Source organism: Acinetobacter sp. AR_0276 (genome assembly GCF_003000705.1).
Taxonomy (GTDB): domain Bacteria; phylum Pseudomonadota; class Gammaproteobacteria; order Pseudomonadales; family Moraxellaceae; genus Acinetobacter; species Acinetobacter nosocomialis.
Genome location: NZ_PSQO01000004.1, coordinates 2141910 through 2163738, shown reverse-complemented (window position 1 = coordinate 2163738; position 21829 = coordinate 2141910). Strand labels below are relative to the sequence as shown.

The 21829-nt window shown below is 39.9% G+C and carries 17 protein-coding genes; 3 read left to right on the top strand and 14 right to left on the bottom strand.

Features of this window, described 5'->3' with window-relative positions:
• Nucleotides 1-272 precede the first annotated feature (272 nt).
• Together CSB87_RS11175 and CSB87_RS11170 are read left to right on the top strand one after the other, a co-directional pair.
• Entirely contained in the window at nucleotides 273-1412 is a 1140-nt protein-coding gene (locus tag CSB87_RS11175; protein WP_004710872.1) for a hypothetical protein, read from the top strand.
• A 122-nt stretch (nucleotides 1413-1534) separates the two neighbouring features.
• Nucleotides 1535-2437, top strand: coding sequence for a hypothetical protein (locus CSB87_RS11170; protein ID WP_031952257.1), 903 nt, complete (start codon nucleotides 1535-1537; stop codon nucleotides 2435-2437).
• Between the two features lie 84 nt (nucleotides 2438-2521).
• Here CSB87_RS11170 and htpG read toward each other — a convergent pair whose 3' ends face one another.
• The 5 genes from htpG to CSB87_RS11145 all read right to left on the bottom strand — a co-directional run bounded on the left by htpG (nucleotide 2522) and on the right by CSB87_RS11145 (nucleotide 8396).
• Nucleotides 2522-4441, bottom strand: coding sequence for a molecular chaperone HtpG (gene htpG / locus CSB87_RS11165; RefSeq protein WP_004710874.1), 1920 nt, complete (start codon nucleotides 4439-4441; stop codon nucleotides 2522-2524).
• Nucleotides 4442-4543: 102 nt separating this feature from the next.
• The gene (locus CSB87_RS11160; protein WP_004710875.1) at nucleotides 4544-4897 is read right to left on the bottom strand and encodes a lysozyme inhibitor LprI family protein; all 354 of its coding nucleotides are present in this window, start codon (nucleotides 4895-4897) and stop codon (nucleotides 4544-4546) included.
• A 181-nt stretch (nucleotides 4898-5078) separates the two neighbouring features.
• A complete protein-coding gene (locus CSB87_RS11155) occupies nucleotides 5079-5660 on the bottom strand; it encodes an OmpW/AlkL family protein (RefSeq protein ID WP_002156917.1) in 582 nt (193 codons plus the stop codon).
• Nucleotides 5661-5988: 328 nt separating this feature from the next.
• On the bottom strand, nucleotides 5989-7413 hold the full coding sequence (locus CSB87_RS11150) for a Na+/H+ antiporter family protein (RefSeq protein WP_004883595.1): 1425 nt from the start codon (nucleotides 7411-7413) through the stop codon (nucleotides 5989-5991).
• A 104-nt stretch (nucleotides 7414-7517) separates the two neighbouring features.
• Nucleotides 7518-8396, bottom strand: coding sequence for an alpha/beta fold hydrolase (locus tag CSB87_RS11145; protein ID WP_079377774.1), 879 nt, complete (start codon nucleotides 8394-8396; stop codon nucleotides 7518-7520).
• A 117-nt stretch (nucleotides 8397-8513) separates the two neighbouring features.
• Here CSB87_RS11145 and CSB87_RS11140 point away from each other — a divergent pair, with 117 nt between their 5' ends.
• Nucleotides 8514-8999 carry a DUF4442 domain-containing protein gene (locus tag CSB87_RS11140; RefSeq protein ID WP_002156984.1) on the top strand — a complete coding sequence of 162 codons (486 nt, stop codon included), beginning with the start codon at nucleotides 8514-8516 and terminating at the stop codon, nucleotides 8997-8999.
• 42 nt (nucleotides 9000-9041) lie between these two features.
• Here CSB87_RS11140 and CSB87_RS11135 read toward each other — a convergent pair whose 3' ends face one another.
• The 9 genes from CSB87_RS11135 to nusG all read right to left on the bottom strand — a co-directional run bounded on the left by CSB87_RS11135 (nucleotide 9042) and on the right by nusG (nucleotide 21826).
• Nucleotides 9042-9398, bottom strand: a complete 357-nt coding sequence (locus tag CSB87_RS11135) for a hypothetical protein (RefSeq protein ID WP_023187972.1) — start codon at nucleotides 9396-9398, stop codon at nucleotides 9042-9044.
• 212 nt (nucleotides 9399-9610) lie between these two features.
• Nucleotides 9611-9976: a hypothetical protein gene (locus CSB87_RS11125; protein WP_002157021.1), complete on the bottom strand. Its 366-nt coding sequence runs from the start codon at nucleotides 9974-9976 to the stop codon at nucleotides 9611-9613.
• Between the two features lie 166 nt (nucleotides 9977-10142).
• A complete protein-coding gene (gene rpoC, locus CSB87_RS11120; RefSeq protein ID WP_002053534.1) occupies nucleotides 10143-14336 on the bottom strand; it encodes a DNA-directed RNA polymerase subunit beta' in 4194 nt (1397 codons plus the stop codon).
• A gap of 86 nt (nucleotides 14337-14422) precedes the next feature.
• Nucleotides 14423-18511: a DNA-directed RNA polymerase subunit beta gene (gene rpoB / locus CSB87_RS11115; protein WP_002156925.1), complete on the bottom strand. Its 4089-nt coding sequence runs from the start codon at nucleotides 18509-18511 to the stop codon at nucleotides 14423-14425.
• Between the two features lie 304 nt (nucleotides 18512-18815).
• On the bottom strand, nucleotides 18816-19187 hold the full coding sequence (gene rplL, locus CSB87_RS11110; protein WP_001229360.1) for a 50S ribosomal protein L7/L12: 372 nt from the start codon (nucleotides 19185-19187) through the stop codon (nucleotides 18816-18818).
• A 42-nt stretch (nucleotides 19188-19229) separates the two neighbouring features.
• Entirely contained in the window at nucleotides 19230-19736 is a 507-nt protein-coding gene (rplJ, locus tag CSB87_RS11105) for a 50S ribosomal protein L10 (protein ID WP_002157004.1), read from the bottom strand.
• A 319-nt stretch (nucleotides 19737-20055) separates the two neighbouring features.
• Complete coding sequence (rplA, locus tag CSB87_RS11100) at nucleotides 20056-20751, bottom strand: 50S ribosomal protein L1 (protein ID WP_002156922.1); 696 nt, start codon at nucleotides 20749-20751, stop codon at nucleotides 20056-20058.
• Between the two features lie 3 nt (nucleotides 20752-20754).
• Nucleotides 20755-21183: a 50S ribosomal protein L11 gene (gene rplK / locus CSB87_RS11095; protein WP_001074682.1), complete on the bottom strand. Its 429-nt coding sequence runs from the start codon at nucleotides 21181-21183 to the stop codon at nucleotides 20755-20757.
• A gap of 109 nt (nucleotides 21184-21292) precedes the next feature.
• A complete protein-coding gene (nusG, locus tag CSB87_RS11090; RefSeq protein ID WP_002115092.1) occupies nucleotides 21293-21826 on the bottom strand; it encodes a transcription termination/antitermination protein NusG in 534 nt (177 codons plus the stop codon).
• Nucleotides 21827-21829: the final 3 nt, after the last annotated feature.

Below are 21829 nucleotides of genomic sequence, written 5' to 3'. Positions count from 1 at the left end.
TAAAATGCGTTTATGATTGCCACTTAGAATATTCGCGCTGTAATGTTCTGTTTTTTATGTGTTTAATGATCGGAATTTGAAGTTTCCTTGATCTAAAATCCCCCTAGTTTGGGGGATTTTTTTTGCTTAAAAATTCTCGCTAATAGCTTAAACTTTTTAAGTTATTTCAAATATGTAAGAAAAGTTAAATTTACTTAACTTTTGTGTCGTCCTCTTGATTTTATTAGAAAAATCAACAAAAGTGGCAATAACAACAAAACATAAAGATAGATATGAAAACATTTCACGTTATTACGTATCGGCAGCTTTTTGCACTTGTAACATTGGGATTTGGTTCTATATGCATGGCTCATGCAGAAGTAAATTCTTCTTCAACTCAACAAGTCAATGGTTCGTCATCTGGAGTACAAACCGAAGAAAATAAAGATGAAAATCTTTTAGATCAAATTCCAAGGTGGATTGATGCCACTCCAACGATTTTTCCGGAGCAGTCCAACCAACCAATTGTTCCACCTACCGAGCAGACCGAAGACCAGACCTGGTTTGACCGTAAGCAAAAGAAAATTCGAAATTGGGCCGATCACACTTCGGAAAAAATTGATAACTGGTTTGGTGAAGTCGACCCTCAAAAGCCTGCTTCGGCTACCATTCGAGTCATGATTGATAACTATTGGAACGAATATGATAACTTTGAAATTAAGCCAAGAATACGCGGTAAAATTAAACTCCCGACGCTAGAAAAACGCTTAAGCGTAGTATTTGGTGATGACTCTTTAGATAACGAATTTAATAATAGTCCAGCCAATATTAACCAGAACCCAAATCAAGATTCAAATAAGAAACTTGATACTAAACGAACACGAGATGACAACAGCTCAATCGCATTACGTTGGTCGAATTTTTCCAAAAAACTGCCTTTTGAAACAGATGCCGACTTAGGTATCCGTTCTGGAGACGACGTGTATGTTCGCTTAAAAGCATCAAGAGATTGGCAACTCCGTAATGACTTTAAGTTTTATGCTGAAGAAATTTATCGCTATGGCATTCATAGTGAAAATTATTTACGTACTAATTTGGAACTCACCCATGCTCGTCCAAATCAACCCATCTTATCAAATCAGTTCAGCCTAACTTATGCTGACGATCAAGATGATGATTTAACATGGGAAAACCGAGTTTTCCGTGAACATAGTTTCTTTGCAAATAACCGTTTTAACTATGGTATTTACACAGGTGGCTATTACAACGACAACGATTTACGCTTAAACAGTTGGGGACCATTTGTATCATGGCGTCAGCCGCTCTTACGTGAGTGGTTCTTTGTACAAGGTGACGTCAACTACTTTAATGACCACCGTGAAGACCGTAACCATTTTGTCAGCACATTCTTACGTTTAGAAGCACTTTTCTAATTGAGCAAGATCACCTTGGAGGTTATCTCCAAGGTGATGAATAATAAAATACTTTTAAATAAAAATTTAAGCTTTTTCCCTTACAATACTGAGCTAACTTTTGATTCCTGATTTTCAGAACAATGAATCAATTCTCTTCTTTGTCATTTGAATATAAATCTAAAGCTCTACTTTGTATTTATAGTTTAGGTATGTTGGTTTTAATCCCTCATACACAGCTTTTCTCTACGTCCTTAAAGCATCAACGCTCCACGAGACGCTCCCTACATCCATCGAGCCTATTCATAAAAAGCAAAAGTCATTCTGTAACTTTTTCAAATTCACCATGTGAAGTAGAAAATAATAATGATTCAGATGCAGCACTCATTCAGGACCTGATGGCCGTGTTTGGAAATGATACGCTGTGGAACCGTGCAACCCAGCACAAACAACCTTATAAAACCTTGGGTAAGAAAAAGAAGAAAGCTTCAACACCCCATATTTCGATCAGCAACCCAATTACTGCAAGCTGGGATACGATTTCAACATGGATGCCTTTCGAAAATAATCTTGATTTAGGCTCAAATTCAGAAAGTGATGTTTATGTACAATTTCTTGCCAAGAAAAAATGGAATTTAAGACATAACATTAGCATAGATACCGAACAAGTCTTTCGCTATGGCTCAACCAGCCGAAACTATACTGAAACCACGCTAAACTTAACGCAAAAGATGCAAGACAACACCCTGTTCGCTAACAAATTTAATGTGAATAAGAGTGAAAATGAAGAATTCAACTGGGGCAATTGGACTTTTCAACAATTTGAGTTTGTAAAAGATAATAGCCTGACTTACGGCATTTATAGTGGCGGTGTATATACCAAAAATGACATGCGGGTAAATAGTTGGGGACCTTATATTTCATGGCGCCAACCCGTATGGCGAGATTGGATTTTTATGCAAAATGATCTTAATTTTTTTAATCATATTGATGATGACCCAAAACATCAGCTTAGTGTTCAAATGAATTTAGAAGCTAATTTTTAACCAAAAATCATCAAGTTGTGGATAACTCTTTCTTTATCCACAAAAAAGCCTCTGACAGTTCAGAGGCTTTTTTTACATCAAATATTATTTCAACAATAAGCTATTAATACGCTTCACATAAGCTGCCGGGTCTTCTGGTAAACCACCTTCTGCAATCACAGCCTGATCAAAAATCACGTTTGCCAAGTCATCAAACTGTTCTGAACCTTCAAGCTTTTTCACTAAAGGATGCTCAGGGTTAATTTCTAAAATTGGCTTGATTTCAGGTACAGCTTGCCCTGCTTGTTTGAGCATACGAATAAGTTGAGGAGACAACTCACCTTCACTTGTTACTAAACACGCAGGAGAGTCTACCAAACGGGTCGTTACACGTACTTCTTTAGTTTTAGCCTTCAACGAGTCACTTAATTTCTCAACAACAGGTTTAAACTGTTCAGCCGCTTGCTCTAGTGCCTTTTTCTCTTCTGCATCTTGCAAGTCACCTAAATCAACAGCGCCTTTAGATACATTCTTTAATGGCGTACCGTCAAACTCATGAACAAAGTTCATTGCCCACTCATCAACACGCTCTGCCATTAACAATACTTCAATGCCTTTTTTCTTAAACAACTCTAGCTGTGGAGAGTTTTTAGCAGCAGCTAAGCTGTCAGCAGTAACATAATAAATGGCTTTTTGGCCTTCTTTCATGCGCGCTTTATAGTCTGCAAAAGAAGTTACCACTTCATCATTTGTTGAAGTTGCATAACGTAATAATTTTAAAATACGTTCGCGGTTACCAAAGTCTTCGCCCAAGCCTTCTTTAAGTACTGAGCCAAACTCAGTGTAGAAGGTCTTGAATTTTTCTTGGTCTTTTTCATCTTCTGATTTAGCTAAACCATCAAGCAAAGTGAGTACACGGCGTGCGTTACCTTCACGAATTGTTTTAACATCACGGCTTTCTTGCAACAACTCACGGCTCACATTAAGCGGTAAATCGGCACTGTCCACGACACCTTGAACAAAGCGTAAATAGTTTGGAATTAAATTATCCGCGTCATCCATAATGAAAACACGTTTTACATACAGCTTAATTCCCGCTTTTGCTTCACGTGTAAAAATGTCATGTGGCGCTTTACTTGGAATATAAAGTAATTGGGTATATTCGGTGCTACCTTCAACACGGTTGTGTGCCCAAGCCAGTGGTGCTTCGAAGTCATGAGTTAAGTTTTTATAGAACTCAACATATTGCTCTTCAGTCACTTCACTCTTGTTACGTGTCCATAAAGCACTTGCAGAGTTAATCGCTTCCCATTCATCAGTCTTGACCATTTGGCCGCCTTTAGGCTCTTCACCTTCAGCAACCTCCTCTTCCTGCCAAACTTCTTTTTGCATTTCAATTGGCAAGCTAATGTGGTCAGAGTATTTATTAACGATTTGCTTAACTTTATAAGACTCTAAATAATCAAGCGCGTCATCACGCAAGTGAAGAATAATGTCAGTACCGCGTGAAGCTTTATCAATTTGCTGAACTTCAAACTCACCTGTGCCACCGCTGATCCAACGCACCCCTTCAGAAGCATCGAGACCTGCGCGGCGTGATTCAACTGTAATTTTATCGGCAACAATAAAACCTGAGTAGAAACCAACACCAAACTGACCAATCAACTGAGCATCCGCTTTCTGGTCGCCCGTTAATTTTGACATGAAGTCTTTAGTACCTGATTTTGCAATAGTACCCAAGTTATCAATTGCTTCTTGTTGGCTTAATCCAATACCGTTATCAGAAATCGTTAAAGTTTTATCTTCTTTGTTTAAGCTGATGCGTACATGTAAGTCCGGATCATTTTCATAATATTCAGGATGATTAATTCCTTCAAAACGCAACTTATCACATGCATCAGATGCATTAGAGATAAGTTCACGTAAGAAAATTTCAGGGTTCGAATAGAGAGAATGCGTCACTAAATGTAAAAGCTGGGCTACTTCTGCTTGGAAACTATAATTTTGTGATGCTTGTTCACTCATAAATCACTCCTTAAATTTTGAAGTTTGTTTGTTCTCGAATGCTTTATGAATGGAGTACTTCTACAATTTTTCAATCCTGAATATTAAAAAATTTTTCTTTAATTAAAACGGACCATGACTTAGTACCCTATCTTGCAAGATAGAGTCCAATTGTTGTTGTCTCTGCTGATAAGCTTTAGAAATACAACTTACATTAGCTGCACAAGCATTTCTTTTTTTTAACCACTGCTGCTGTGTATCTTTTTGATTATCACGGCCACCCATTGGCAATGCATGTAAAACAATTTGATATGTTGTTGCCATTTTGACATCAGCATCATTTAAAGAACGATTTTTGCAAATACTCAGCTCAGTCTTAGTTTTTGCAGCATTACAGGAGAAACTAGCAGCCTGTACATTATGAGCAAGAGTAATGCCACTAAAAAGTGCTAGACCTATGGCAAATTTTCTATTCATGAGGTTATTCCTTTAAAGATATAAAAAATAGTTTAAAAATAAAGACCAAAAGAATATGTATAAAACTGTCTGTTTTATGCTTTTTTTAGTGAGAGCAATAAAATAAAAAACCTCACATAAAATCTATGTGAGGTGCCTGAGTCTAGGTTTGTTATTATATTTTTTCTATTTATTATTATGCTTAAAATTTATAGCTATAACCTAAAGTGTAAACGAACGGATTAATATCCAAGTCAAATTTAGCACCATTTGTTAAAGTAACTTCTGGGCTAATATCCGCATAGCGAACATCTACAAATACACCCCAATTTTTCGCATCAGCAGGTTGGAAGTTAAAACCAACTTGTCCAGCTACACCAAAATCTTCTTTTACTTTGTCAGCAACACCTTGCTCATCCCAAGGAATAAATGCTGTCGCCCCGATACCAATATACGGTGTGAAACGAGTTGAGTTTTTAAAATGATATTTTGCGGTAATTGTCGGAGGTAATTGTTTAATACGTGCTACATTTTTACCATCTAATAAAACATCATGATTAACCGGCGCTGCTAATAATAATTCTGCCGAAAAAGGTGATTCACCGAAAAAGTATTCAACTGATGGTGTAAATGCATATTCATGATCAGCTTTTACTACACCTAAAGCAGTTGTTGTATCGTCAGATGGAGCAATAACACTACCCCCAAATTTTACTTGCCAATTACCAGCAAAAGTAAATGAAGACATCCCCATTAATGCAATAATCAAAGCTTTTTTGAACACGTTAATATCTCCAACCTTATTTATATTTATAATAAACATTTATTTTAAATTGATGCAACACCCATTATATAATTATTTTTATATTTATTTTTAAATAACTGTTTTAAATAAAAATATATATTAACCAACCATTTTAATTGGTTTTTATTCCAACTTAATTAATCAGAATTATTTTATATAACCAACCTTTTTAATATACTTTAAATTCCGAGTATTTTAATATAATTTATTTTAAATACATATTTTATTTAGAGCATAAAAAAACCTTCTTAATGCTTATCTTAAGATAATTATTAAGAAGGTTTTAATTTAATATATTATAAAAAACTTATAAAACCATGGCTGCAATCCAACCAAAAACTAACAATGGAATATTAAAGTGGATAAATGTTGGAATGACGGTATCCCAAATATGGTCATGTTGTCCATCGACCCCTAAACCAGCTGTTGGTCCTAAGGTAGAATCGGAAGCTGGAGATCCAGCATCACCTAAAGCCGCCGCTGTACCAATCAATGCAATTGTCGCTAATGGCGAAAAACCAAACTGTACACATAAAGGTACATAAATAACTGCTAAAACAGGCACACTTGAAAAAGATGAACCAATACCAATCGTGACAAATAAACCAATACTCAGCATTAAGAAAGCCGCGAGCGCACGATTATCACCAATGATTTCAACCACCCCTTTAACCAGTTGATTGATATCTCCTGTATGCGTCATGACTGAAGCGAAACCGGCGGCAGAGATCATAATAAAGCCTACTAGAGCCATCATTCGCATGCCTTGTACAAAGACATCATCTGCATCTTGCCATTTAAAAATGCCGGCTGTAGACAGAACCGCAAATCCTACTAAACCACCCAAAATCATTGAGCCGGAATAAAGCTGTGCAACTAAGGTAAGACCAATCGCGAGCAAAGCCATAAAAATTGTTTTTTTCGCAATTACTGGGCCTTGCTCTGCTTCGTGTTTAAGTTCTTCTGCATCTGCTTTTAGATCTACTGTTTCATCTTGCGCTGTTGCACGCAGAGGTTTGTCTAAATCAATGGTAGCTACAGGGGTAATGGCACGGTCCGCATAAATTCTTGGCTTACGGTAACTAATAAATACTGCAACTAAAGTACCTAAAACCATACCTAAAACTGGAATAGCCATGCCAATTGGCATCATCCCACGTTCTACATGCAAGCCATAAGCAGCACCAATTTTGTTGATATTCCCCATCAAAATTTGTTCAAGAAAAATCGCACCAAAGCCAACGGGTAGAAAAATATAAGTACCTACTAAACCTAAAGTCAGGACACAAGCTGCTGCACGGCGGTCTAGTTTTAAATGATTCATGACTCGTAATAATGGCGGCACCAGTACAGGAATAAACGCGATATGAACCGGTATGAGGTTTTGAGAGAAAATGGCAGCAATAAGTAAAATACCTAAGAGTAAATATTTTACTTTGGTTTCACGGCTTTTCCCCGCTTCCATTCCCAACAGACCAATAAGTTTATGAGCAAGCAGGTCGGGTAAACCCGATTTAGAGAGAGCGAGTGCAAATGCACCTAATACAGCATAAGCGAGAGCAACTTCGGCTCCATCACCAAGACCAGCATTAAAAGCTTCAACTGTTTGAGAAAGACTTAAACCCGCGACAAGACCACCAACAATGGCAGAGACCACTAATGTCAATACGACAGAAACGCGTGCTAGTGATAGTAAAAACATCACAGCAATCGCCACAACAACAGCATTCATGAACAAATTCAGAACAAAACAAAAGGCGATATTCTATCAGATTCACATCTACGAAGCCGAAAATATCGCCAAATTATCAGTTTTGTAAATTAAACAGTCACTTATTAACTTTGTGATTCGATGAACTGACGAATATGTCCTGCCACTTTTTCAGCCTGACTCAGAATCGCCCAATGGTTTGCTTCAAGCTCAACATACTCAAAGTTTTCAACCCATTTTGGCATTGCTTCCGTAATATATTCAGGACTCACAAAAGTATCGTATTTTAAAATTATTGCTTTGACTGGACACTGTGCATAACGCTGGCGAGGAGTTGTTAAGCGAGGAATAAAATTCGCACGATATAAATTAATCCCGTATTTACCATCAGCAGCAATATTACTATTTAACGGTAAATTATCTTTTCTCTCTAAGTCTTTTAATATTTTGCCCCATTTTTCTGGAGTAAAAAGAGACCAGACCGTCGGAGCAATTAATGGTAAATGGAAAGCACCGATATACCATGATTTTGTTAGTATTTTTAAGATTTTTGCAGGCGTCGTTTTAAATTTATCTCTTAAGAACAGCGCAGCATGATCTAAACAAGGACCAGAAATGGTTGTATAAGAGAGTAAACGGCCTTTAAATTTAGGTTCAGTTGCAGACTCCCAAGACTGAATTGATCCCCAATCATGGGCAGCCATATGGAACTGTCGATTTGGGAGTACTTCATCGACGACTTCTTGTAAGTCTAAAGATAAACGTTCTAAACGATAATCTCGTATTCGTTTAGGAATAGATGACAAACCCGCTCCACGGACATCATAAGTAACAATATAAAAATCATTGATCAAATGCTCAATGACCGATTCCCATACTTCCTGATTATCTGGATAACCATGTACTAAAACTAATGGAGTATTTTTCTCATCACCCCAAGCCTTAGCGCATAGAGTTTGTTGATCACTTGTTGTTACTGTATAAATCTTTGGCTGCATAATCATTTCCTATTTTGTTTTTCAATCGATCATGTCGTTAATCGGATAAAGCATTGCCATCAATATAAAAAAGATGATACTTATCTAGTATGACCAGTGTTGCAATAAAAAAAATTGACTATTATGGCTATTTTAAAAAAACTTCAGAACATTCCCTCAATTTCTAAATTCTTATTTAATTATTATCCTCCCTACCGCGGTGCAGGGATTCATATTGAAATCATGAATTTAGAGCTCTGTCATGTTCGGGTAAAAATGCCACTGACCTGGAAAAACCAAAATTTGGTAGGAACTCATTTTGGGGGAAGTCTTTATTCTATGGTTGATCCATTTTATATGCTGATTCTTATGCATCACCTTGGATCAAAATATATAGTTTGGGATAAAGCGGCTGAGATTAATTTTTTATCGCCTGGGCGAAGCACTGTTTATGCTGACATTCGAGTTGACTTAGCAGAAATTGAACAGATTCGAGAACTTGCCGAGAACTATGCTCCAGTGCTTAGAACATATCATTTAAATATTTTTGATGAATCAGGTGTGAGAATTGCTGAAGTGCAAAAGACGCTATACATCCGTAGAAAAAAGGCAAAAGCCTTATACCCATAAAAAATAAGTGCCTAAAGGCACTTATTTTTATTTTAGTAAATTCTAACGCTTTTCTTCAATCGCAGCGCCGGCACCACCACCAAGTGCTCCACCAATCGCAGCGCCTGTGTCACCCCCAAAAATGGCTTTCCCTACTACAGATCCAATACCGGCACCGATAGCACTACTTGTTGTGGAACTCTTATTACTACCTTTAGCATTCGCCCCTACACCCGCACCAGCTGCTGCACCTACACCAGCACCTAGACCGCCACCAACATGGTTACCGACACCACCACCAACAGCACCGCCTAATGCTGCTGCACCAATACGCTGATCAGATGGACTCATATTCTGACAACCAGTGAACATGAATGCAGATAACATTAAAGTAGAAATTAAACCAATTGTTTTTTTCATGACCATACTCACTCCATTGTGCTCTAATCAAAGCATAATCTTCTTTTATGAGGAATTTGATCAGTTTATGTTATCGCACTGTGGCAATAGATTGATATTTTGTAAAAGCATTCTAGGTCTAGTTATTATTTAAATTTCAATCTAATAAGCAAAGAAAATAGAAGCTCTTATTTTATAAAGAGCTTCTAGTTTAAATATGTTTAAAGGTACTCTTAGTATTTCCCTTTTTTCTCTTCATAGGCCGCGCCCGCACTACCACCAAGTGCTCCACCTGCAGCAGCACCAGCATCACCACCAATCACTGCTCCACCTAAGATTGCACCAACACCGGCACCAATTGCACTGTTACGTACAGTTTTACTGTTAGACCCTTTTGCATTTGCTGCAACGCCTGCGCCAAGAGCTGCCCCTAAACCTGCACCAATATTACCGCCTACATGTTTACCTACCGCACCCCCTGCACCGCCACCAATAGCTGCAGAACCAATACGTTTACTTTCTGGACTTGCATTTTGGCAACCTACAAATAGAGTGGTTGACATCAGACCCACACCTGCAATCATCATCATTTTTTTCATTGAAAGCTACTCCTCTACTCAGTTGTGCCTAGGATAGTATGCTTTCATGGAGAGTTTTTTCTCATTAAGTAATAGATTAAGAGTGCTTTAATAGACTTTTGTAAAAATAGCTTATTTTTTCCACAAAAAAGACGCCCTAAGGCGTCTTTTTAATAAAACTTTAAGCTTAGAATTGTTCTGAGTTTAAAGCTTGGCTAAATGCTTGGTCTACTTCGCTGAAGTCATTATGAAGCTCATGTTCTGCAGCTTCTGCTTCTTGACGACGACGTTCTAAATGGTATGCAAGACCAGTACCAGCTGGAATCAAGCGACCCACTACAACGTTCTCTTTCAAGCCGCGTAAATCATCTTCTTTACCTGTTACAGCCGCTTCAGTTAACACACGAGTTGTTTCCTGGAACGATGCAGCAGAGATGAACGAGTCAGTAGAAAGCGATGCTTTCGTAATACCCATCAATTGACGTTCAAACTTCGCAGGGAACTTGTTCTGAGCCAAGACAGCTTGGTTCTCTTGAACAACGCGGATGTAATCCACTTGTTCGCCTTTAATGAAGCTTGTATCACCACCATCGATGATATCAACTTTACGCAACATTTGACGTACGATAACTTCAATGTGCTTATCGTTGATTTTTACACCTTGGAGACGGTAAACGTCTTGAACTTCGTTCACGATGTAGTTAGTTAAAGCAACTTCGCCTTTCAAGCGTAAGATGTCATGTGGGTTTTGTGGACCATCAGAAATGGTTTCACCACGGTTCACATGTTCACCTTCAAACACGTTGATTTGACGCCATTTTGGAATCAACTCTTCGTAAATTTCAGAACCGTCATCTGGAGTAATTACTAAACGGTTCTTACCTTTAGTCTCTTTACCAAAGCTTACGATACCAGACACTTCTGCCAAGATCGCATGTTCTTTCGGCTTACGTGCTTCGAACAAGTCAGCAACACGTGGAAGACCACCGGTAATATCACGAGTACGTGAAGATTCTTGTGGTACACGACCAATAACGTCACCCACACCAATTGTTTCGCCATCACGAACGGTAACAATTGTGTTTTGTGGCAAGAAGTAGAACTGTTCGCCGCCATCAGCCGTATCCAATACGATTGCTGGACGTAAATCTTTACCAGAAGCAGGACGTGCTGTTACAGGCAAGATTTCAACAGTTGTCATACCAGTTGCATCATCAGTTTTCGATGTTGCAGTTACACCATCAGCGATTTGACTGAAACGTGCTTTACCAGCAACTTCTGTTACTAATGGATGTGTATGCGGATCCCAAGTTGCAACGATACCACCTGCCTCAACGACTTCACCATCTTTCAACAAGATGCTTGCACCGTAAGGAAGTTTATAACGCTCACGCTCACGACCTAACTCATCGGCAATACCAATTTCACCTGAACGTGAAACTGAAACCAAGTGACCTTTCGCGTGTTGTACAGTTTTCACGTTGTGGAAACGTACAGTACCTTTGTTACGTACTTGAACACTGTTTGCAGCAGAAGTTCGGCTCGCAGCACCACCTACGTGGAACGTACGCATCGTTAACTGTGTACCTGGCTCACCAATTGATTGCGCAGCCATTACACCTACTGATTCACCTGGGTTCACCAAGTGACCACGTGCAAGGTCACGACCATAACAACGAGCACATACACCGAATGTAGATTCACATGCGATTACTGAACGTACTTTAACTTCATCGACACCAGCTTCTTCAAGCTGAGCTGCGATTTTCTCGTCAATTAACGTACCACGAGGTAATACAACTTCATCATCAGAGGCACGACGTACATCTTCAGCAGTTACACGACCTAATACACGGTCACGTAATGGCTCGATGACATCACCACCTTGAATGAATGGAGTCATTACTAGGCCGCCATTTGTACCACAATCAGGCTCAGTAATTACCAAGTCTTGTGCTACGTCTACAAGTCGACGAGTCAAGTAACCAGAGTTCGCTGTTTTCAATGCTGTATCGGCCAAACCTTTACGCGCACCGTGTGTAGAAATAAAGTACTGAAGTACTGTTAAACCTTCACGGAAGTTCGCTTTAATTGGTGTCTCAATAATCGAGCCATCCGGTTTTGCCATCAAACCACGCATACCAGCAAGCTGACGAATCTGCGCCGCACTACCACGGGCACCAGAGTCAGACATCATATAGATGCTGTTGAATGATTTTTGCTTCTCGTCTTCACCTTGTTTGTTTTTCACAAGTGTGTAAGACAAGTTATCCATCATCGCTTTCGCAACTTGGTCGTTTGTACGCGCCCAAATATCGACAACTTTGTTATAACGCTCACCAGCAGTTACGAAACCTTGTTCGAACTGTTGTTCGATTTCACGAACTTCTGTTTCAGCTTTATCAATAATTGTGTGTTTCGTAGGTGGAATTAACATGTCTTCCATACCTACAGATACACCTGAACGAGTCGCTTGACGGAAGCCCAAGTACATTAACTGGTCAGCAAAGATAACTGTATCTTTCAAACCAAGTTTACGGTAGCAAGAGTTGATTAACTTAGAGATGTTCTTTTTAGTCATCTCAAGGTTGATCATGTCAAAGCTTAAACCTTCTGGAACAACTTCCCAAAGTAAGCAACGACCTGGTGTCGTATCAACAATAATAGTTTGCTGTTCACGCTCACCATTTTCATTGATAACAGTTTGATGCACACGTACTTTAACACGAGCATGAATCGCAACTTGACCAGTTGCAAGTGCACGGTTTACTTCGTGAGTATCCGCAAACACCATGCCTTCACCTTTAGCATTTACTGCATCACGTGTGATGTAGTAAAGACCCAAGACAACGTCCTGAGAAGGAACGATAATTGGCTCACCGTTTGCTGGTGACAAGATGTTGTTTGTTGACATCATCAATGCACGAGCTTCTAACTGTGCTTCAAGTGTCAATGGAACGTGTACCGCCATTTGGTCACCATCGAAGTCGGCGTTAAACGCAGCACAAACGAGTGGGTGAAGACGGATTGCCTTACCTTCAATAAGAATAGGTTCAAATGCTTGAAGACCTAAACGGTGAAGTGTTGGCGCACGGTTCAACATTACTGGGTGTTGACGAATTACAGATGCAAGAACGTCCCAAACTTCCGGAGTCTCACGCTCAACCATTTTCTTCGCAGCTTTAATGGTTGTTGCCTGACCTGAAGCTTGTAATTTCGCGAAAATGAATGGCTTGAATAATTCAAGTGCCATTTTCTTCGGAAGACCACATTGGTGAAGACGTAAAGTAGGACCTACAGTAATTACCGAACGACCAGAGTAGTCAACACGCTTACCTAACAAGTTCTGACGGAAACGACCTTGTTTACCTTTGATCATGTCTGCCAAAGATTTTAATGGGCGTTTGTTAGAACCAGTAATTGCGCGACCACGACGACCGTTATCAAGCAACGCATCTACAGACTCTTGTAACATACGTTTTTCGTTACGTACGATGATGTCCGGCGCTGCAAGGTCAAGAAGACGCTTCAAACGGTTGTTACGGTTAATTACACGACGATATAAATCGTTCAAGTCAGAAGTCGCGAAACGACCACCTTCAAGTGGAACTAATGGACGTAAATCTGGTGGAAGCACCGGAAGTACATTCATTACCATCCATTCTGGCTTGTTGTTCGAGTCTTTGAATGCTTCCATCAATTTCAAGCGTTTAGATGCTTTTTTCAACTTCGTTTCAGAAGTTGTTTGAGGAATTTCTTCACGTAAACGAGCAATCTCAGCTTCAAGATCAATGTCTTTCAACAAGTCTTGAACTGCTTCCGCACCCATTTTTGCAACGAACTCGTCACCGTGCTCTTCTAAAGCTGTAAAGTATTCTTCGTCATTAAGAAGTTGATACTTTTCGAAAGGCGTCATGCCAGGATCAGTAACAACATATGATTCGAAATACAATACACGTTCGATATCACGAAGTGTCATATCAAGTAATAAACCGATACGGCTAGGTAACGATTTTAAGAACCAGATATGCGCAACTGGAGAAGCAAGTTCAATGTGACCCATACGTTCACGACGAACTTTCGCTGTAGTTACTTCAACGCCACATTTTTCACAAATGACGCCTTTGTATTTCATACGCTTGTATTTACCACACAAGCATTCGTAATCTTTTACTGGACCAAAGATTTTGGCACAGAATAAACCGTCACGTTCTGGCTTGAACGTACGATAGTTGATCGTCTCAGGTTTTTTAACTTCACCATGAGACCATGACTTAATCATTTCTGGTGACGCAAGACCAATACGGATACGGTCGAACTCAACTGGCGCATGACCATCTGAATCCGTTTTCTTACGCATGATATCGAGCAAGTCTTTCAATTTTTTTCTCCGTGTGTCGGGAAGCCTCGCTTACCCGACTGGGTCACAAATATTGTTTTTTCCTAAAAAATCGTGAGTCTTACGACTTAATCACCATTTTTCAGTTCAATGTTGATACCTAAAGAACGGATCTCTTTGGTCAATACGTTGAACGATTCAGGCATACCCGGATCCATATAATGGTTACCATCTACAATATTCTTATAGATGCGAGTACGGCCTTCAACGTCATCCGACTTCACTGTGAGCATTTCTTGGAGTGTATATGCTGCACCGTATGCTTCAAGTGCCCATACTTCCATCTCACCGAAACGCTGACCACCGAATTGTGCTTTACCACCAAGCGGTTGTTGTGTAACTAATGAGTACGAACCAGTTGAACGCGCATGCATCTTGTCATCAACCAAGTGGTTCAACTTCAACATGTACATGTAACCAACAGTTACTGGACGGTCAAACTGTTCACCTGTACGTCCATCAAACAATACTGTTTGACCTGTACGTGAAATGTCAGCCAACTCAAGTAAATCTTTAATTTGACTTTCTTCAGCACCATCAAATACAGGAGTAGCCAAAGGAACACCAGCACGCAAGTTGCCTGAAAGTGCTAGGATTTCATCATCAGTCAAGCTATCAAGATCTTCTTGCTCGCCACCGACTTTGTTATAAATCTTGTCTAAGAATTCACGTAGTTCTAAAACTGTACGCTGTTCTTTCAACATTTTTTCGATTTTGTCACCAAGCCCTTTAGCCGCCATACCCAAGTGAGTCTCGAGAATCTGACCCACGTTCATACGAGATGGTACGCCCAACGGGTTCAATACGATATCTACAGGTACACCGTTCGCATCGTGTGGCATGTCTTCAACAGGTAAGATGTTAGAAACAACACCCTTGTTACCATGACGACCAGCCATCTTATCACCAGGCTGAATACGACGTTTAACAGCTAAGTAAACTTTAACAACTTTCAATACGCCAGTTGTTAACTCATCACCTGTTGCAAGCTTACGTTTCTTCTCAGCAAATTTCTCATCGATTTCTGCGCTCTTCTCTTTCAAGAACACTTGAATCTGAGTTAAACGCTCAGCAATTGCTTCATCTGTCGGTTGAATTTCAAGTAAATCAACAAGCTCTAAACCAGACAATAAATCTTCAGAAAGTTTATCGCCACGTTTAGTTGAACCACCGCCATTAGACTCTTGGCCTTTAAGTAAACGGATTACACGTTCACGAGCCGCTTCTTCGAAGATTTTATATTCTTCTTTCAAGTCTTTACGATAAGAATCAAGCTGTGCTTTTTCAATCGCTAATGCACGGTCATCTTTCTCTAAGCCATCACGAGTGAAGACTTGAACGTCGATAACTGTACCTTTAGTACCAGATGGAACACGTAAAGATGAATCTTTAACGTCAGCAGCTTTTTCACCAAAGATTGCACGAAGCAATTTTTCTTCAGGAGTTAACTGAGTTTCGCCTTTAGGCGTTACTTTACCAACTAAGATGTCACCAGCAGTAACTTCAGCACCGATATAAACGATACCTGATTCATCAAGTTTAGAAAGCGCAGCTTCACCTACGTTAGGAATATCGGCAGTAATTTCTTCTGCACCTAACTTAGTATCACGAGCCACACATGACAATTCTTGAATATGAATAGAAGTTAAACGGTCTTCTTGAAGAACACGCTCAGATAATAAGATCGAGTCTTCATAGTTGTAACCATTCCATGTCATGAACGCTACACGCATGTTTTGACCAAGCGCAAGTTCACCCATGTCTGTTGACGGACCATCTGCCAAGATGTCACCACGAGCAACTTTGTCGCCCAAATTCACGATAACATTTTGGTTAATACAAGTATTTTGGTTCGAACGTGTATATTTGATGAGGTTATAGATATCTACACCTGCCTCACCTGCAACCATTTCATCTTCGTTTACACGAATAACGATACGAGAAGCATCTACATATTCAATTGCACCACCACGGTTTGCGATTACACACACACCCGAATCACGTGCTACGTTCGCTTCCATACCAGTACCAACAAGAGGCTTGTCAGCACGTAAAGTAGGAACAGCCTGACGTTGCATGTTCGAACCCATCAATGCACGGTTCGCGTCATCGTGTTCAAGGAATGGAATAAGTGATGCAGCAACAGATACAACCTGCTGTGCAGAAACGTCCATATGCGTCACTTTTTCAGGTGGCATACGTACGAATTCACCTTGGTGACGAACAGAAACAAATTCTTCTGTTAAGTTGCCATCTTTATCTACTGCTGAGTCGGCCTGTGCAATAACAGTACCTACTTCTTCAATTGCAGATAAATATTCAACATCATCAGTTACACGACCATCTACAACTTTACGGTATGGTGTTTCCAAGAAACCGAAGTCATTCGCTTTTGCATATACAGAAAGCGAGTTAATCAAACCAATGTTTGGACCTTCAGGCGTTTCAATTGGACACACACGACCATAGTGAGTTTGATGTACGTCACGTACTTCAAAGCCTGCACGTTCACGTGTTAAACCACCTGGGCCAAGCGCAGATACACGACGCTTATGTGTAATCTCAGATAATGGGTTGTTTTGGTCCATGAATTGAGATAACTGGCTTGAACCAAAGAATTCTTTGATTGCAGCAGCAACTGGCTTAGCATTAATCAAGTCTTGTGGAGACAAGTTATCAGTTTCTGCTTGGCTTAAACGCTCTTTAACAGCACGCTCAACACGTACTAAACCAACACGGAATTGGTTCTCTGTCATTTCACCAACAGAACGTACACGACGGTTACCTAAATGGTCGATATCGTCTACTTCGCCTTTACCGTTACGGATTTCAACCAACGTACGTAATACATCGATGATATCTTCGTGCGATAAAATACCTTCAACTTCACGAGATTTTTGATCAGTACCAACTTCGTAAGGACGACCTAGACGACGGTTGAACTTCATACGACCTACTGGAGATAAGTCATAACGCTCAGAAGAGAAGAATAAGTTATTGAATAGGTTTTCAGCAGCTTCTTTTGTTGGCGGCTCGCCTGGACGCATCACTTTGTAGATTTCTACTAATGCTTCTTCACGTCCCGCTGTTGTGTCTGCACGCAATGTATCAGCAACAAATGAACCACGGTCGATGTCGTTCGTGAATAGGATGTTAAATTGTTTAACACCACCTTCTGCCAACTTCACCATTACTTCATGGCTTAACAACGTATTTGCAGCAATTACTTCACCATCACGTAAAGTAATATCTTCAGCCGTAATACGTTCATATAAGTATTCATCAGGAACTGAAAGTTTAGTTAAACCTGCAGCTTCCATTTGACGTACGTGACGCGCATTAATACGTTTGCCTTGCTCAACAATGACTTTACCTTCATTGTCAGCAATATCAAATTGAGCCATTTCACCACGTAAACGCTCAGGAACAAGGTCAATTTGATAGCTACCCATGTCAAGATACACAGGTACTTTTTCGTAGAACAAATTCAAGATTTGTTCATTGTTATAACCTAGTGCACGCAACACAACAGTAGCAAGTAATTTACGACGACGGTCAATACGTACGTAAACAAGGTCTTTTGCATCAAATTCAAAGTCTAACCATGAACCACGGTAAGGAATGATACGTGCTGAATACAACACTTTACCACTTGAGTGAGTCTTACCTTTATCATGGTCAAAGAATACGCCTGGTGAACGGTGTAATTGAGATACGATTACACGCTCAGTACCATTGATAACAAAGGTACCGTTTTCAGTCATGAGTGGAATTTCACCCATATAGACTTCTTGTTCACGTACGTCTTTAATTGATTTAGTTTCGCGATCTTTAATAATCAAACGAATTTTAACGCGCATTGGTGCCGCATAAGTCGAACCACGAAGAATACATTCGCGTACATCGAACTCAGGTTTACCAAGGCTATACTCAACAAATTCTAAAGCAGCATTGCCAGAATAACTTTCGATAGGAAAAACTGAACGAAATGCGGCTTGGAGACCGATATCTTCGCGGTTTTTTGGAGTTTTGCCATCTTGCAAGAATGTTCTGTACGAATCGACCTGAATCGATAGTAAGTACGGTGCATCCATTACTTGGGGCAATTTACCAAAATTCTTACGGATCCGTTTCTTTTCGGTATATGAGTATGCCATCTGGAGTCCTCGGAAAGTAAACTAAGCCCGCCTGCAGAACGGGCTCAGAAGGAATTACGCAGGCCGATATGGCCACCACTGTTTACAAATGCTGCAATTTTTAGTGGTATAAAAACGCTTAACAATATTTTTAAAAAAGAAAAATATTGGTAAACATTTGAAATTTCTTGTTTTATTTAGATTTTTCTAAAAATCAAACAAAACTAACAAAAATCGAGCCGATTATTGTAACGCAAAAAGGCTGATGACCCAAGAGCCATCAGCCATTTTATGGAGCCGATTTAAAAACCGACTCCTTTTACAATTACTTAAGTGTAACTGTAGCACCAGCTTCTTCAAGTTTCTTCTTAAGTTCTTCGCCTTCTTCTTTAGAAACGCCTTCTTTAAGAACTTGAGGAGCACCTTCAACTAGGTCTTTAGCTTCTTTAAGACCAAGGCCAGTTGCTTCACGAACTGCTTTAATAACAGCTACTTTGTTAGCACCGAAAGAAGTCAACTCAACGTTGAATTCAGATTGTTCTTCAGCAGCTGCAGCAGCGCCACCAGCTGGAGCAGCAACAGCAACAGCTGCAGCTGAAACGTTGAATTTCTCTTCGAAAGCAGAAATTAATTCAACAAGTTCAAGAACAGTTTTTTCAGCAACTGCGTTTAAGATTTCTTCGTTAGTTAAAGCCATGAGAATAACTCCAAATGGATATTGAATGGTGTGTAAAATTGATTAAGCAGCTTCTGACTCGTTTTTCTCTTTGAGCGCTGTAATGAGGCGACCCAATTTCGAAATAGGAGCTTGAAGAACAGAGGCAAGCATAGTAAGCGCTTTCTCTTGGTTTGGAAGATTAGCAATTACGCTAACATCAGCACCTTGATAAACTTTGCCGTCAAATGCAGCAGCTTTTAATTCAAATGCTTTGTTAGTTTTTGCAAATTCTTCAAACAAGCGTGCAGCTGCACCCATGTCATCTTCAGAAGTTGAAAAACCTAGAATTGTTGGACCAACAAGGTTGTCGTTCAAGATATCAAATTGAGTACCTTGGAATGCGCGCTTAGCCAAAGTGTTACGTACGATACGTGTAGTTACACCCAACTTACGAGCTTCAACACGAAGTGTTGTTAATTGCTCTACGCTTAAACCTTGATAGTCAGCAACAACGGCTGCAAACGCTTTAGAAGCAACTTCACTTACTTCTGAAACGATCTGTTTTTTGTCTTCGATAAGAAGAGCCATTGTAAAACCTCCTAAGGTGATTTATGCACCCAATGGGCACACTCCCAATTCGTAAGCCTTTCGACTTACACGCGGAGGAGGAACAAATCACACCACCGCGTCTACGCAGGCTGGATTATTAAGAAAAGCCGCTATCCGAAAATAACGCCTTCTCGCCTGAGGTCTTTGACGCTGATAAATTCTCATTCATCAATTCAAAGTCCGCCTGATAAGCAAGAGTCAAAGCGTTGCTTTAACTGCGCAAAAATAGAAACTTATTTCTATTTTTGCTACCTACTCGATCAGGACTTTAAAATTCTGTACAGAACTAAGTTAAAACTTAGTTAGAAACGTTGTTTACATCAACAGTAAGACCAGGACCCATAGTTGAGCTCAAAGTGATCTTTTTGATGTATACACCTTTAGAAGTTGCAGGTTTTAACTTTTTCAAGTCAGCAACTAAAGTTTCAACGTTTTGACGGATTGCAGCAGCATCAAAGCCAACTTGACCAATCGCAGCGTGGATAATACCCGCTTTGTCTACACGGTAACGAGCCTGACCAGATTTTGCGTTTTTAACAGCATTCGCAACATCAGGAGTTACAGTACCTACTTTAGGGTTTGGCATTAAACCACGTGGACCAAGAATTGTACCGAGCTTACCAACAACACGCATAGCGTCTGGAGCAGCGATCACAACATCAAAGTCAAGGTTTCCACCTTGGATGCTTTCAGCAAGGTCATCAAAACCTACAACATCAGCACCAGCTTCTTTAGCAGCTTCTGCTTGAGCGCCTTGAGCAAATACAGCTACACGTACAGTTTTACCAGTACCTGCAGGTAATGTAGTAGCACCACGAACAACCTGATCAGATTTACGTGGATCTACGCCAAGGTTTACAGAGATGTCTAAAGATTCTTTGAACTTTGCAGCAGGTAAGCTGTTAAGAACCTGTACTGCTTCTTCCAAAGTGTAAACTTTGTTTGCTTCTACAGCAGCAGCAATGGCTTTTTGACGTTTAGTTAACTTTGCCATGTCTTATAGCTCCACTTCCAAGCCCATAGAACGTGCAGAACCAGCAATGGTACGAACACGCGCGTCTAAATCAGCACCAGTTAAGTCTGGTTCTTTAGTAGTCGCGATTTCTTCTAATTGAGCACGAGTCAACTTACCAACTTTAGTTTTGTTAGGTACAGATGAACCCTTTTGGATACCAGCAGCTTTCTTAAGAAGAATAGAAGCTGGAGGAGTTTTCATGATGAATGTGAACGACTTGTCGTTGTACACAGTAATCACTACAGGAATTGGAAGACCTGGTTCAACTTTTTGTGTAGCAGCATTGAATTCTTTACAGAATGCCATGATGTTTACACCACGTTGACCTAGTGCAGGACCAATTGGTGGAGATGGATTTGCTTTACCAGCTGGAACTTGCAGCTTGATATAGCCGTCAATCTTCTTAGCCATTTTAAAATACCTCTGGGTACAGGCGCCGTTAGGCTCCCCAATTTCTACGTAACAATACTGTTACAACAACAATGCCCGATAAAATCGGGCGCTTTTCAACCAATTAAGATTAAATCGTTTTTTCGACTTGGCGAAATTCGAGTTCAACCTGAGTTGGTCGATTAAACACGTTAATCGTCAACGTTAAACGTGACTTGTCGTATTGAACCTCTTCCACCACACCTTTAAAGTCTGTGAATGGACCGTCAATAACGAGTAATTCTTCACCTGGTTCAAACATCGTCTTAGGACGTGGAGCTTCACCAGTATTACGTACACGCGCAAGAATCGCATCTGCTTCACGTTGAGTGATTGGCGCAGGTTTTTCAGGTGTACCCCCGATAAAACCTAATACTTTTGGACATTCTTTAACAATGTGCCAAGTATCATCATTCATTTCCATTTCAACTAACACATAGCCAGGAAAGAATTTACGCTCAGATTTACGTTTCTTACCGTCCTTCATTTCTACCACTTCTTCGGTAGGAACTAGGACATCACCAAAGCTATCGGCAACAGCGCTACGCTGGATTCGTTCTGTAAGTGAACGCATCACTTGTTTTTCATAACCAGAGTAGGCATGAATAATGTACCAACGTTTCATAGC

Excerpts from the sequence above, each read along its gene's own strand:
- CSB87_RS11175 (WP_004710872.1), top strand. The coding sequence starts at position 273 with ATGAAAACATTTCACGTTATTACGTATCGGCAGCTTTTTGCACTTGTA.
- CSB87_RS11170 (WP_031952257.1), top strand. The coding sequence starts at position 1,535 with ATGAATCAATTCTCTTCTTTGTCATTTGAATATAAATCTAAAGCTCTA.
- htpG (WP_004710874.1), bottom strand. The coding sequence starts at position 4,441 with ATGAGTGAACAAGCATCACAAAATTATAGTTTCCAAGCAGAAGTAGCC.
- CSB87_RS11160 (WP_004710875.1), bottom strand. The coding sequence starts at position 4,897 with ATGAATAGAAAATTTGCCATAGGTCTAGCACTTTTTAGTGGCATTACT.
- CSB87_RS11150 (WP_004883595.1), bottom strand. The coding sequence starts at position 7,413 with ATGAATGCTGTTGTTGTGGCGATTGCTGTGATGTTTTTACTATCACTA.
- CSB87_RS11145 (WP_079377774.1), bottom strand. The coding sequence starts at position 8,396 with ATGATTATGCAGCCAAAGATTTATACAGTAACAACAAGTGATCAACAA.
- CSB87_RS11140 (WP_002156984.1), top strand. The coding sequence starts at position 8,514 with ATGGCTATTTTAAAAAAACTTCAGAACATTCCCTCAATTTCTAAATTC.
- CSB87_RS11135 (WP_023187972.1), bottom strand. The coding sequence starts at position 9,398 with ATGAAAAAAACAATTGGTTTAATTTCTACTTTAATGTTATCTGCATTC.
- CSB87_RS11125 (WP_002157021.1), bottom strand. The coding sequence starts at position 9,976 with ATGAAAAAAATGATGATGATTGCAGGTGTGGGTCTGATGTCAACCACT.
- rpoB (WP_002156925.1), bottom strand. The coding sequence starts at position 18,511 with ATGGCATACTCATATACCGAAAAGAAACGGATCCGTAAGAATTTTGGT.
- rplL (WP_001229360.1), bottom strand. The coding sequence starts at position 19,187 with ATGGCTTTAACTAACGAAGAAATCTTAAACGCAGTTGCTGAAAAAACT.
- rplJ (WP_002157004.1), bottom strand. The coding sequence starts at position 19,736 with ATGGCTCTTCTTATCGAAGACAAAAAACAGATCGTTTCAGAAGTAAGT.
- rplA (WP_002156922.1), bottom strand. The coding sequence starts at position 20,751 with ATGGCAAAGTTAACTAAACGTCAAAAAGCCATTGCTGCTGCTGTAGAA.
- rplK (WP_001074682.1), bottom strand. The coding sequence starts at position 21,183 with ATGGCTAAGAAGATTGACGGCTATATCAAGCTGCAAGTTCCAGCTGGT.
- nusG (WP_002115092.1), bottom strand. The coding sequence starts at position 21,826 with ATGAAACGTTGGTACATTATTCATGCCTACTCTGGTTATGAAAAACAA.